This is a genomic window from Marinobacter sp. MIT932201, from assembly GCF_047123295.1.
GTDB lineage: Bacteria > Pseudomonadota > Gammaproteobacteria > Pseudomonadales > Oleiphilaceae > Marinobacter > Marinobacter salsuginis.
The window spans coordinates 1469598-1483116 of sequence record NZ_CP138917.1 but is presented as its reverse complement, the minus strand read 5'-3'; the positions used below and the strand labels follow the sequence as shown (position 1 = coordinate 1483116).

The 13519-nt window shown below is 48.6% G+C and carries 11 protein-coding genes; 9 read left to right on the top strand and 2 right to left on the bottom strand.

Annotated elements, in window-relative coordinates:
• Positions 1-2: 2 nt before the first annotated feature.
• Positions 3-1418, bottom strand: coding sequence for a PLP-dependent aminotransferase family protein (locus tag SIC15_RS06780; protein ID WP_412537325.1), 1416 nt, complete (start codon positions 1416-1418; stop codon positions 3-5).
• A gap of 239 nt (positions 1419-1657) precedes the next feature.
• On the opposite strand from SIC15_RS06780, the gene SIC15_RS06775 reads away from it, so the two are divergent.
• The 7 genes from SIC15_RS06775 (at position 1658) to SIC15_RS06745 (ending at position 11158) form a co-directional block, all read left to right on the top strand.
• The gene (locus SIC15_RS06775; protein WP_136631700.1) at positions 1658-2464 is read left to right on the top strand and encodes a PhzF family phenazine biosynthesis protein; all 807 of its coding nucleotides are present in this window, start codon (positions 1658-1660) and stop codon (positions 2462-2464) included.
• A 43-nt stretch (positions 2465-2507) separates the two neighbouring features.
• Complete coding sequence (locus SIC15_RS06770) at positions 2508-3527, top strand: NAD(P)/FAD-dependent oxidoreductase (protein WP_412537324.1); 1020 nt, start codon at positions 2508-2510, stop codon at positions 3525-3527.
• A 225-nt stretch (positions 3528-3752) separates the two neighbouring features.
• Positions 3753-5813 carry a hypothetical protein gene (locus tag SIC15_RS06765; protein ID WP_177190656.1) on the top strand — a complete coding sequence of 687 codons (2061 nt, stop codon included), beginning with the start codon at positions 3753-3755 and terminating at the stop codon, positions 5811-5813.
• On the top strand, positions 5810-7927 hold the full coding sequence (locus SIC15_RS06760) for a hypothetical protein (RefSeq protein WP_075195764.1): 2118 nt from the start codon (positions 5810-5812) through the stop codon (positions 7925-7927). Before SIC15_RS06765 ends, SIC15_RS06760 begins: the two co-directional genes overlap by 4 nt.
• 8 nt (positions 7928-7935) lie before the next feature.
• Entirely contained in the window at positions 7936-8418 is a 483-nt protein-coding gene (locus tag SIC15_RS06755; protein WP_075195763.1) for a hypothetical protein, read from the top strand.
• 277 nt (positions 8419-8695) lie between these two features.
• On the top strand, positions 8696-9901 hold the full coding sequence (locus SIC15_RS06750; protein ID WP_143071175.1) for a site-specific integrase: 1206 nt from the start codon (positions 8696-8698) through the stop codon (positions 9899-9901).
• Between the two features lie 75 nt (positions 9902-9976).
• Positions 9977-11158, top strand: a complete 1182-nt coding sequence (locus SIC15_RS06745; protein ID WP_075195761.1) for an NAD(P)/FAD-dependent oxidoreductase — start codon at positions 9977-9979, stop codon at positions 11156-11158.
• Positions 11159-11222: 64 nt separating this feature from the next.
• Here SIC15_RS06745 and SIC15_RS06740 read toward each other — a convergent pair whose 3' ends face one another.
• The gene (locus SIC15_RS06740) at positions 11223-11432 is read right to left on the bottom strand and encodes a helix-turn-helix domain-containing protein (RefSeq protein ID WP_075195760.1); all 210 of its coding nucleotides are present in this window, start codon (positions 11430-11432) and stop codon (positions 11223-11225) included.
• A gap of 116 nt (positions 11433-11548) precedes the next feature.
• Between SIC15_RS06740 and SIC15_RS06735 the strand changes: the two genes are divergently transcribed.
• Both SIC15_RS06735 and SIC15_RS06730 read left to right on the top strand, forming a co-directional pair.
• Positions 11549-12100 (top strand): hypothetical protein, encoded by a 552-nt coding sequence (locus SIC15_RS06735; RefSeq protein WP_412537323.1) that lies wholly within the window; start codon positions 11549-11551, stop codon positions 12098-12100.
• Positions 12097-13500, top strand: a complete 1404-nt coding sequence (locus SIC15_RS06730) for a DEAD/DEAH box helicase (protein WP_075195758.1) — start codon at positions 12097-12099, stop codon at positions 13498-13500. Before SIC15_RS06735 ends, SIC15_RS06730 begins: the two co-directional genes overlap by 4 nt.
• Positions 13501-13519: the final 19 nt, after the last annotated feature.

Genomic DNA, 13519 nt, shown 5'->3' with positions numbered 1-13519 from the left:
CCCTACCCCGAGGTCGCCTGCACATCGTGAGCCAGCACCCCCAGCCTGGCCACGGCCTGCTCAATACGCTCACTCCAGGGGTTAGCGCTGTTCAGTCTCAGGCAGTTTTCGTATTTGTCGGCGGTGGAGAACATCAGTCCCGGCGCCACGTTGATATCCTCAGCCCTGGCCCTGTGATACACCTCGGTGCCGGAAACGCCATCCGGCAACTGCACCCAGAGTACAAAGCCGCCCTGGGGCCGACTCACAGCCGTGCCGTCTGGAAATGCCCGGGCCACGGCTGTGCGCATACGCTCAGTGGACTCACGATAGTGCTGACGCGCTGAGCGCAGATAGCGATCGTAACCGCCCTGCTCCAGAAAATGCGCCACCGCCATCTGGGGAATCGATGAGGTTGCCAGGTTGACAAAGTATTTGTGCTGCCGGGCGCTGGCCATGTGCCGCCCCGGGACCATCCAGCCAAGCCGCAGGCCCGGTGAGATAGTCTTGGAGAACGAACTGCAGTAAATCACATTATCCGCACGATCGAAGGCCTTGGCCGGTTTTGGCCGGTCCCCGGAGTGATGGAGATCGCCATAGATATCGTCCTCGATAAACGGTACGGCAGCGGCCGCCAGCATAGAGACCAGCTGTTTCTTACGATCGTCTGACATTTGCGCACCCATGGGATTGCTGTGATTGGTCACCACCACACAGGCTTTCAGGGGCCACTGCTCAAGCGCCAGCTGCAAGCCCTCCAGGCTCAACCCCTCAGAAGGATGGGTAGGAATTTCAATGACCTTTAGCCCCACCACCTCCAGCGCCTGGAGAATTCCCGGGAAGGACGGGGATTCCACGGCCACAATATCACCAGGCTGGGTCACGGCACGAAGCGCCAGGATGATCGCTTCCTGGGCACCGTTGGTGGCGAGTACATCATCCGGCGTTACCGGTACTCCGAGTGTCGCCATCCGCTGGGCAATCTGCCGCCGAAACGATTCCTTGCCGGGAAAGGCATAGTCGAGTGTTTCCAGGCCTCGTCGTGCGGCCCAGAGCGTGCTGTGCTGGATTTGCCGAAGCGGCAGGTAATCAGGATGGGGAATCGCTGTCGCCAGAGGCACCATCCGCTTCTGCTCGTCGGCACAAAGGTCCAGGGTCATTTCCCGGGCGCTGACTGGCACCGGACGGCTGCGGTGCCTTCGCATCACAGGCTCGGGTGCATCCACCGTCGGCAGCCTTACGAAGTAGCCACTGCGCTCCCTGGCCTGCAGAAAGCCTCGTGCTTCCAGGGTCTGGTGTGCCTGCAGGATAGTCGAAATACTTACGCCATACTGCCGGCTCAGCATTCGCACGCCCGGCAATCGATCACCGTCACGGTAGACACCGTCCCTGATCAACTCCTGAAGCTGATCCGCCACCTGATTGTAAAGAATGCCCATCCTACGCCCCTCGTCTGACTGTCTTTCGGGAGTTGCCACTCCATTGCACCAGAAGCAGCACCTCTTCATGCAGTACAGATACTGTCGAATATGACCGGCACAGATTCCGAAAACCACACTCTGTACCGGTTCAAAATGAGATTATCTGAATCTGTTATGTCAGTCAGTTCATTTCCTACAATAAGCTCAACATCCAAGGTGCTTCCAGGTTAGGCCAAACAACCCAAGGAGATGAGACCATGACACACCCCCTCTATCAGGTGGATGCCTTTACCAGCAAGGTATTCGGTGGCAACCCGGCCGCGGTCATGCCCCTGGAGCAATGGCTGCCGGACAATGTCATGCTCTCGCTCGCCATGGAGAACAATCTCTCCGAGACGGCTTTTTTCGTGCGGCTTCCCGAGGACGAAGAAGCCGATTTCCATATCCGCTGGTTTACGCCGGGCACAGAGGTGCCGCTGTGTGGCCACGCTACTCTGGCCAGCGCCTGGGTAATCTTCAACAAGCTTGGCTGGGATGAAGAGCGAATCCGCTTTGACTCCAAAAGCGGCCGGCTGTCCGTCAGGCAGTCCGATGACGGCTGGCTGGTCCTGGATTTCCCGAATCTGGCCTTCGAGGAGCAAACCACGCCAACGCTGATTCGGGAAGCTCTGGAAGGCGCACCTGATACCGCTTTTTTTGTTCCCAACGACACCAACTACATGGTGGTTCTGAAGGACGAAGCGGCCGTGCGTGCTGCCCAGCCCGACATGCGCAAATTAAAGCAACTGGGTAACCAGGGGCTGATCATTACCGCACCGGGCACCGACTGCGATTTTGTCAGCCGATATTTCGCTCCGGGCGCCGGCATTGATGAGGACCCGGTGACCGGTTCCATTCACAGCGTACTGGTACCCTACTGGGCTGAGAAACTGGGCAAAACAAGGCTGGACGCCCGTCAGATTTCGGCCCGTGGCGGTGTGCTACGCTGCGAACTGAAAGGCGACCGGGTCGATATCGCCGGGCAGGCTGCCTTCTACATGGAAGGCTCCGTCTACCTGCCCTGAGACTGGTATACTGCCCGCCGTTTTCTTTGCAGCGGCGGGCAGCATGACGGCAGGTTCAGCATCACAGTACGACGTAATCATTATCGGCGCCGGCGCGGCGGGCCTGATGTGTGCGGCAACCGCCGGCTATCGCGGCCGCCGGGTGCTGGTGCTGGACCACGCCAACAAGCCGGGCAAGAAAATCCTCATGTCCGGAGGCGGGCGCTGCAACTTCACCAACCTGAACAGCACACCCGCCAACTTCCTGTCGGACAACCCGCACTACTGCATCTCCGCGCTCAAGCGCTACACACCTCAGGACTTCCTGGAACTGGTGGATCGACACGGCATTGAGCACGAGGAAAAAGCCCCAGGCCAGCTGTTCTGCAAAGACAGCGCCAAGGACATCCTCAACATGCTGCTGACCGAATGTGAGTGGGCCGGCGCGGAAGTGAGGATGAAGACTGCGGTCGACCGCATAGCGGAAACCGACAACGGCTATCGCCTGCGCGTCGGCTCCGGCGATCTCACCTGCGAATCCCTGGTGATAGCCACCGGCGGCCTGTCCATTCCCACCATGGGCGCCACGGCGTTTGGTTACCGGGTGGCCGAGCAGTTTGGCCTGAAGGTACTGCCCACCCGGGCAGGCCTGGTGCCCTTTACCCTGCAGCCGGAGTTGAAAGAACAGCTTGCCCCTTTGTCTGGTATCAGTTGCCCGGTGGACGTGCAATGCCATGACCAGCACTTCCGGGAACCCATGCTGGTTACTCATCGGGGGCTCAGTGGCCCGGCAATGCTCCAGATCTCAAGTTTCTGGGAACCGGGGGACAGCCTGGCTATCAACCTGCTGCCAGCCTGTCAGATCAAGGACGACCTTTTGAGCCTGCGGAAAACCCGCCCGCAATCGACCATTGCAAACTACCTGACCCAGCACCTGCCAAAACGGTTTGCCCAGGCCTTCAACGAGCTACAGGGCTGGACCGGCCCTTTGCAGGGCTACAAGAACAGCGATATCGAACAGGTTGCCGATACTCTGGGCCAATGGTCGATCAAGCCAGCTGGCACCGAGGGCTACCGAAGTTGATTATTCCGAACGCATTAAATTGTCAAAAAAAGGCCCACTCGCCCATTTTTCGTCTACACTGCAATAACCTACATGATCTGACAGCTACAATTATTGAGAGACATTTTTTGACAGCTTTTTGGTAGAGATCTCACGTGAGCGAAGGCCGAATCGTGCAGATGCTGTTTTTAATATGGGGCGCCATTGATTTAAACGAGAACGACAGTTAACGGAAGTAGAGATATAGTGAAAATCACCATGAAAAACGGCGAGCATCAGTTAAGGATAGAATCCGAAGCCGGGGCTTGTAGGCACATCAATATTCACTATCTGTCTCATGTAAAAGACTGGGAACCTTTCGCACAGCATGCAGTCAATTACTGCACGGGTAAGAAACCAATCTCAATAAAAAGTTGGTGGAGTCGCCTAAATAGCGTGTTGCGACCGACTATTACTGACTCAGAGATGAAAGCTTTTCCAAAGAAAGCCGACGACTGGTCGACGCTAATAAAAAATCTTTATCTGACGACATTGATCACGCCTGAAATTAAATCAAGCATCACTACACGGGTCGCTATTTGGAATAAAAATCTTCTCCCCTTTTTGGTGTACTTGCAAGACCGAGATCAGATACCCATTTCAGTTCTCATTCCCGCAATGAAGCAGGTCAATCAAGTCCAAAAAGAATCCAGCTTCAATGTGAGCATAATTGGCGAAAAGGCAGCATACAAAGTTAATAACAAAGACCAAATTGATAAACTAATTTGCCCGGTGAGCTTGAGCAGGACTGACTCTGAATATTTGGACGAGCTTTATTACGATCTTGAACGAAAACGAAATAGATTGCATCAAGCGTTAACAGATTATTGGAAGACCCTAAAAGCATTTTTTGAAGATGGCCAAAAATTAATAAACGAAATTGATCTCGCTTCTCTTGAGCGACGGGTCAAAGCTAAAGACTTCTATGACATATATCCTCGCGAAAAAGGCACCCCGCCCATTAGACGCCATTTTTCATCTGGACATAACAGGAAATCTTTCGCCGCCTATCTATTATTGAGCAAAAAATACAAAGGATTCATTAAACTTTCATCAAAAATTGAAGACTGTGGGCTGGCAAGCAGAACCGTTATGTGGGAAAACAAATCATTATGGATGAGTCATACCCCCCCGAGCCATATTGAAAAAGATAAAATCGGCTATACGGGAAAACTAAATTGGATGTTAGGCATTTTGGGTAACATGGATGTTTCCTTTATCGTCGCACTTTTAATGATGGAAAATCCAAAATTTACTTTTTTATCCTTGCTTAACTGCAAGGTTGAAGACAAACATGGTAAATCACGTCTCGAAATTGGGGAAACTTCAATTTCTTTTATGATTGAAAAGAGTCGCGCCAAAGCTTTTAAGAAAGAAGGGTTGTCAGATTTAAGTCTCGAGATTATCTCAACGCTTTTAGAAATGCGCACGGCCAACCTCGCGAATCTCCCCACCAATTTATCTAAGTACCTATTCGTTATCCTCGCCATGAATTCAAAGGATAAGGATTTTACCTGTGCGCAAGGTTCGAGAGTAACAGCCTATTTGACCGGGAGAACTGAAGGCTCACTCTTCATCGGCAGCTTGTTTCCGTCCCTTGCTGATGCCGGGATTTCCCGAAATCAGATAACCCATTCGAAACTGCGAGCTTCAGAAGGCGTTCTAGAGTATTTTCGAACTGGATCAATCAGAGCCGTTTCTAGAAAATTAGGCAACGGAACAAGAGTAGCGCTTGAGCACTATCTTCCAAAACCTCTCATAGCAGCCTATAACACAAGGCAGGTGAGACGGTTTCAAAACCTAATGCTTGTTTCCGCATGTGCAAATGAGGATTATCTACTCGACGCTGTAGATTTTAGTAATTTGAATGAATTACATAGCTTTATTCTCGAAATGCTTGCTCTTGATTCCAAAGGTAACAATCCTCTAATCAGCTATCTGAAGGATAAAATCGACGAAACACGCGAAAGGCATCAAGGCGATCTGATCGCAAATATTTCAGAGAGGTCTCTGTCATTGTTGTATGCTTATAAACTTATTGCCGAGAACAATAATATAGGTGCATCGACACTTGCACAGAAAGACTCTAAAACAGGTTTGGCTCCTATCAGTTTCATTACATTAGCAAAGCATTTAAACACCACCCTCTCTCAACATAACGAATCCTCCGTCAGAGAAACCAATTTTTCTGCAAAAAACAAAGCATTATTAATGGCCGAAAAATTGGAGTGGGATCAACTTATCATGCGACGGGCTAATATTTCATGAGAAAACTCAACGCCCATTTGGACTGGAGCCAAGCGGACGTAGTAAGCATTCAAAAGTATCTCGCAGGCTACGACTCTGGAATCACAATCTATTCCGGTGATTTTATCGCGGATTGGCTGCTATCTGGAATTCATGAAAGCAAATGGATCATTAAAACAGCAAAAACTGTTAAAAGGGCTGACGGTAGCTATAAGTACGTGCGAACCATAAATTGGAACAGACGGCTTCCTGATGGGACACTTCTCTATTCACCTCAAAATCGTGATTTTCTTGACTTCCTCCAGAAAGCAATTTTCGTGATAGTAGAATCAACCTCTATCGCTCCAAACGTCTCCGTGAGTTCACTACCTGGTCTAGTTAATAACCTTCTATCTTTTGCTCAATGGTGCTTTCGTAAAGATATTAATCTATGCCCACGATCAGAGTTTCTTAGAAATCTCACTCAAGAACGACTTTTTCGCTACGTAAGAGAGAAAATTCACGGCGGAATCATGGAGTTGTTCGGCGTTGCAGAGATTTTTAAAGCTCGTTTTTTTGAGATGTCCGGTACAGCTTTAATCAGCGACGATATTTACCATCTAACATCCGCTGATATTAGCGAAGCAATCAGAGTCTTTAAATCAAAAGGATTTTACCGAAAAACCAAATTCGGTGATTCTGTCATAGACCGCATGAAATTCGTCGAGGAATTTGAGCTCCCACAACAAATTACGCATAGCGATAAATTCAGTGCGTTTTTGAGACAATTTGAGCCAGATCTACTAAGGAAAAGCCAAGACGTTCTCGTGCCTGTGACGCTTGAGTATGAGTTTCCTGGACATACGACTCCGCTTATTTCTGAAGTTATAGCTAACAAGGAAAACATAAAGCAGTTCTTGGGTTACTTTAAAATTTTTCTATCTACAAAGAAGTTGTTCCACCGTGAATTGCCCGATTCAGAGCAGTTTAGGTTTGAAGAGATCCACACATACATACAGAACAATCAATTGCAGATTAAACACACACCTTGGATTCCGCTGCCCGTTTGTCTGCAGATAATCAACTCCTCGGTTGATTGGGTGCTTAACAAAGGGGAGGCGATTATCAGTGCTATGGTAGACGCTTTCGACACTTTGCACAACGAGGGTTTATTAGTCATTGAAAAACCATTTACTCAGCTTTATAAGAAACGAGAAATTGTTGTTGAAAACGTACTTCAACGACATCGAAAGAAAATAGAGATCAGTTCGTTTGATTATCACGGCCGCGATGTGGAATTATTCAGATCAAGACCTCCGCTAACCTATCTCATTGACATCTTGCGGGGTGCTTGTTTCATTATAATAGCTTCAATGAAACCGATCAGAGTAAACGAACTCTCCTCATTAAAATACGATTGTTTATATTTCAAGGATAACGATGGCTTTTGGCTCATGCAGGATATTGAAAAGTCGGGTATACGCGGAATCCTTCCAGAAGATGCGAAGCCAATTCCGCGTGTTGCAGCTAGGGCCATCGTACTACTTCAAGAAATGAACAAACATGCGCGAAAACATGTCCCTTCAAAAAAAGAAGAACAATACCTTCTGTATGGAATCAACTACGGATTTAGTTGGACATCTGCTTCGATTGCCGATCATGAATTCATAAGGTCACGGCTTTCCTATTTCTGTGACCATATCGAAGTACCACTCGATGAATACGGAAGACGGTGGTACGTCAATACACATGAATTACGAAAATCGTTTCTTTTGAACTTTTTTTGGACATTTAAATTTTCCTCCTTAGATAGCGCTCGGTGGATGGCAGGTCACACCAATCCAGATCACATTTTTGAGTATATTCAGGATAACTTTGAAGGCCAGGAGATGGTTGAGGTTGAATCTGAATATGCGTATCAGCAATTGAGGCTTTTCAAGGACGGTAATAATCTCTCTGACGTCAGCAACATCGAAGATGTTTATGACGCAGTCTGCAATCAGTTCAAGGTTAACTCTATTTCCGAGATTAAAGAAGACGAACTGAAACAATGGCTTGAAATTCAAATTGAGTCGGGTCATTTCGAAGTAACTGTTTTTGGTATCGAGAATGTCGATGAAGGATTAAAGGTCGACATTGCTATCAAGATTTCGTAGGCGGTGAGATGTCTGATATAAGAAAAGAATCCATTAGAGTGCTCTATCATTCAATGATTGAAGCACTGAAAAATCCTGACGCATATTCCTGGATAACATCTAAGTGCGGGAGCCAGGCTGCGATTGCTTCTGTTGAGCGAAAATCAGTAGGCATCCATGCAATGACTCTCAATACGTTCAAGAAGTATTCAGATACCGCACTCGACGGAGGTTTCGAACAACTCGAGAAAATAAGGGTCGCAATCAAAAAGAAAAGCAAAAATTCAAGAAACAAAAAGTCGAATGAAACTAAAAGTAGGGCCCTATTTTATAAAGAAAAACTCGACGAAGCCGAAAGGTTTCGAGCGATCCTCATCCGAGCATACACCGACTTGAATAGGATCTGTCTCGATGCAGTCAAAAAGAGCCCTGAATACCAATACGATTTGGACAGGCACAACGAATTGTATCGGGAGTATTTTTCTTTGACGCTCGTTGCCGACAATGACTAGTCAACTTTATCGCCTCATCAAAAATGTTCGATTTCCGACAATAGACAGATTCGATAGTGGAACCGGTGAGATCTTTTTGAACGATCGTGTACGGTATTGCTATTACTCATTTGTTTGGCCTAATGGCTCGCCTTGCGTAATCGCAGAAATGTATTTATGTGATAGAAGTAGGACTGTGACGGTGAACCAAAAGAATGGTGGGACACTTGGGAATTACGCGCGAAATCTTTCCCACCTAGTTCGATTTTGCTACGCGAGAAAGGTGAATTTCGCTGATTTGAAACACAGCCATATCGATGAGTTTATCTATGAACTCTGTCAAGAAACTGATATCTACAACGAGCGCGTCAGGAACAACAACACGGTTAAAGCCATTGTGGCAACCTCCATTAATTTTCTGGTTTGGGTTCAGCAAAACATTGCCACTGAGCGACTGATTGCGGGCGTGGATGATGCTGATAAAAGGTATCAGATAAAGCTAAAGCAAGAAGTTTATGCACATAGAACTGGTCGGCAAATCATTCACAACGTTTTCCCGATGAACATACCAAGAGCTACCACGACGAACGCAACCCCTATTTCAACAATAAACATCAGAAAATTGTGGGATACCCTTGAGGCTTCACGAAGCGATAAGAATGTGAGTAGAAAACTGCGAGGTCTTTTTTCTAGAAAGCAACAGGCGGACCATCTCGAATACATGCATAGAAGGCGTGAGCTGCAACTCGTGTTGCTTGAAGCAACGGGGCTCCGACCTCAAGAATTAATCACTATACCCTGTTCTAACAATGTGGCTAGCCTGAGAAAATCGCAACTGATTCTCCCCACACTCAAAGGCCGGATCGACTCCAAAAATAATATGAGAACGATTCCAATTCCACGCAGCTTGGCGATGAAGACTGAAATATTTATCAATTCTTACAGAAAGAAATTAATTGAACGCCTGCTTGCTGCAGGAATTATTCAATCAGAGAAGGATGTGGACAATGTAATCTATCTAAATTCTGAAAGCGGCAAAGAGGTACTTCCAGATGCCGCTTACCAAGAATTTCGGAGGCTTACGGTAAGAGCCGGCATCAAACAAAAGAACTGTCAGAAAATGTTTAGACATCGCTTTATCACCAATATGGTTAAGCTACACTTTATTAGCTTCATGGATAAGAATCCATTGAAGAGCCGCCACATCATTACCGACAGTGATTACCGAACAATACTAAAAAAAGTCGCGAGTTTTACAGGCCACAGAAGTGTTGACTCATTGTGGCACTACATCGATTTGGCTTGGGAAGAGCTTGATGCCTTCGCACACTCCTATGAGGTGAAAGAGCTTCAGGACAGATTGAAGAGCATCTTCTACCTAACCAACGAGTTGAAAGGCGATGTTCAGAATGTAGCTGGAAAGCAGATTAGCAACGTAACCATCGAGAAGTTAAATGCCAAGCTCAATCAGATCGAGGATCTCGTCGCGAACTTCCGAACTTAGACTACGAGCCCTAACGAATCATTGGCTCATTACACCGACTGCCCTACACTAGCGGTCTTTTCCTCAGGAGATACTATGTCAAGCACTTATGATGTGATCATTATAGGAGCAGGTGCAGCCGGGCTAATGTGTGCTTCAACAGCGGGATATCGCGGCAGAAGCGTATTGGTACTCGATCATGCCAATAAACCTGGTAAGAAAATCCTCATGTCCGGAGGCGGTCGTTGCAATTTTACCAACCTAAACAGCACGCCGGCGAATTTCCTGTCTGACAATCCCCATTTCTGCATTTCGGCACTCAAGCGTTACACCCCTCAAGACTTTTTAGAATTGGTAGATCGCCACGGCATTGAGCATGAGGAAAAAGCTGCGGGCCAGCTTTTCTGTAAAGGCAGCAGCAAGGAGATCCTCAACCTGCTACTCACTGAGTGCGAGTGGGCTGGCGCAGAAGTGCGACTTAAAACAAGCGTGAATAAAATCAACGGCGTCGATCACGGCTATCAGCTACAAACCAGCGGCGGCACCCTTACCTGCGAATCCCTGGTCATCGCCTGCGGTGGGCTGTCTATCCCCACCATGGGCGCCACAGGCTTCGGATACGACGTTGCACGGCAGTTTGGGCTTTCCGTGCATCCAACCCGCGCAGGACTTGTACCCTTTACCCTGCATCCAGAACTAAAGGAGCGACTGGCGCCACTCTCCGGTGTGAGCTGCCCTGTGGACGTGCACTGTAACAACGAACATTTCCGCGAACCGATGCTGGTCACTCACCGTGGTCTAAGCGGCCCCGCCATGCTGCAAATATCGAGCTTCTGGCATCCCGGAGATACAATACGGATCAACCTTCTTCCGAGCGTGTCTGTTTGTGATAGGCTGCACGAACATCGCAAAACAAAACCACGGAGCCATATCCGCCATTTTCTCGAAGATTTCTTGCCGAAAAGGTTTGCAAAAGCTTTCTGCGAACTCCAAAAGTGGAACAAACCATTCCAGTATTGCCGCAATGAAGACTTAGAGGCGATAGCTGACGTCCTAAGTCATTGGGAAGTGCGACCCGCAGGAACGGAAGGATACAAAACAGCCGAAGTTACCTTGGGCGGAGTGGACACTCGTGATCTGTCATCAAAAACGATGTCAGCAAGCAATCAGCCAGGGCTTTTTTTCATTGGCGAAGTGGTGGATGTGACTGGTCATCTGGGCGGTCATAACTTCCAATGGGCTTGGGCTTCTGGAGTAGCCGCTGGGCAACATGTCTGAATGGTTTTTGGCATTTGAAATTCAATCGACCAGAGCGGAAGAACAGACGACCTGGAGTCAACGGCTAAATGAGCAGATCCTTAGGTGAGCACTGTAGATGATCTGCTAGCAGGTAGATTTTTTCGATAGTAATGTTCACTTCTCCTCTCTCAATCTTCCCCACATAACTTCGATCAATTCCCGTTTCATGAGCGAGTCGTTCCTGAGAAAACCCTTTCGATTTTCGAATCGCACGCAAATTCCGGCCAAACGCCTCACAAATCGGTGAGCCCATTTCTTGCCCTCACAAAAGACAAGACTATGGTTTCTTGAGGCATTTCGAGCCACGGCATATACTACCCATTTTTCGGGGGTCGACCAGATCGACCTACAGACGAATCGGACCGCCTTATGAAAAAATCGCAACCACTGAGCGTCGACAAGATCCTGATCGAACTCCTGAGACAGCAGTCAGATACTCCTTTTTCCAATACCAGCATCCGGGATATGTATCTTCTTCAAATACCCGAAGTTCAGCGGCCAAGCCGCAACCAAGTTCGCAAGTACATATACAGAGAACTTCTACGCCTTGAAAAGGCAAAAGTTATCGATCGCTACGAGGGATCGACTGGCCGCGGATGCAAGTTTATCTACCGTTCAAACAACCAAGACATTTCCCTGGAAGCCAAGCCTTCTCCATTTAGCGCTGCATATGGGCACGTTGAATCGTCAATGGATGGTGAGACACAACGGGCGTTGCAGGAGGAGTTTTCTAAAAGGAAGGTCGAACTGATTGCCAGCATTGGTGAGGCGGAGGAATACCAGCGCCTGTATAACAAATACCCGGCACTTCGGAGCGCCGTGAAGGCACAGTACCTGGAGTCTCGCGAAAGAAGCACGAAACTTCTGGGCCAACTTCGAGCTGTAGAGTCGGTCATTACAAAAATCGGATCTCCCGCATGATCCAACTGCGCCTTTGGCAAAGAGAGTGCATCGATCAAGCCCTTCAAGCTTTTGAGTACCAATCCCACTTTCTATGTCACGCAACACCTGCGGCGGGCAAAACCGTCATGGTAGCATCGGTGGCGAAAGTCCTTCTGGAGCGCGGCAGCATTGATTTCGTCTTGTGTTTTTCCCCTTCACGGGCAGTAGCACAAAGCGTCGGCAAGACATTCAGCCAAATCCTTGGGCGAAGCTTCAATGGCCAGATCGGCGCAGCAGGCGGTTCCTATACCTATCAGTCGATGAACACGCTTCCCAAAGAGCTATGGCGAGTACTGAGTGAACACAGGGTCTTCGTGGTATTGGACGAGATCCATCATTGCTCCGGCAGCAGCTGGGGGGACGAACTCTCACTTGGCAACAGTTGGGGGCGAACAATTCTCGATCGGATTCAAGGAAAGGCTTCCTTCACAATGGCGCTATCAGGAACGCCTTGGAGGACTGACGACAACCCAATAGTACTTTCTCGCTACACGCAGCCTGACGGCGAGCTCCATTGTGATTACGAATATGGCTTGGAGCGGGCGGTTACCGACGGCGTTTGCCGAGCCCCAAAAATCGTGCTCACTGATAATCGAGAAATCAGCCTGAGGTCATCGGAACTCGGCCTTAAAACCTACTCCAGCATTCGGGAAACAATCAGCCAGGGTCATATTACTTATCCTGACTTTCTGTTCCGGGACGAAGTGATCGACCAGACACTCTCCGAAGCATCAAAAAAATTATTAGAGATCCGGAAGCAGGTTCCTACGGCTGCCGGCCTCATTGTAGCGGCTACAGTGGCACACGCAGAACAGATTGCAGCTCGGCTTTCAGCGTTCGGAGAAAGACCTGTTGTTGTCACTTACAACACTCCCGAAGCCCATCAAATTATTTCAAACTTCAAAACATCATCTGATCGATGGATCATTTCTGTGGGGATGATTAGTGAAGGAACCGATATCCCGAGATTGCAGGTGTGCTGTCACCTCAGCAGGATTCGAACAGAGCTCCATTTTCGGCAAGTCCTCGGCAGAATACTCCGGCGCCAAGCAAGGGAGCCATCTAACATTGGTGGCTGGCTCTACGTCCTTGCAGAGCCCAGCTTGACAGAATTTGCACGCAGAATTGGTGACGACCTGCCAGGGCAGCACGTGGTTTCATTTTCGCCAAGATCATCAAAGCAAAGCCCGGATGAAGCAAAGGGCTCTGAAATGCTCCAGCAAGAGGGCCAGTCAGCAGCGTGGGACCTCGGTATCGATAATACGGGCACATGGGATGTTGCACCGGAACATAACGGCGCTAGGGAGACTATTGATCTATCCGTGAGCAATCAATACTGGAGTGAGGTTTTGTCCCTATTCGGTGAGAGGGCAACGTAGTTTGGTCAGGAGTTTTTAT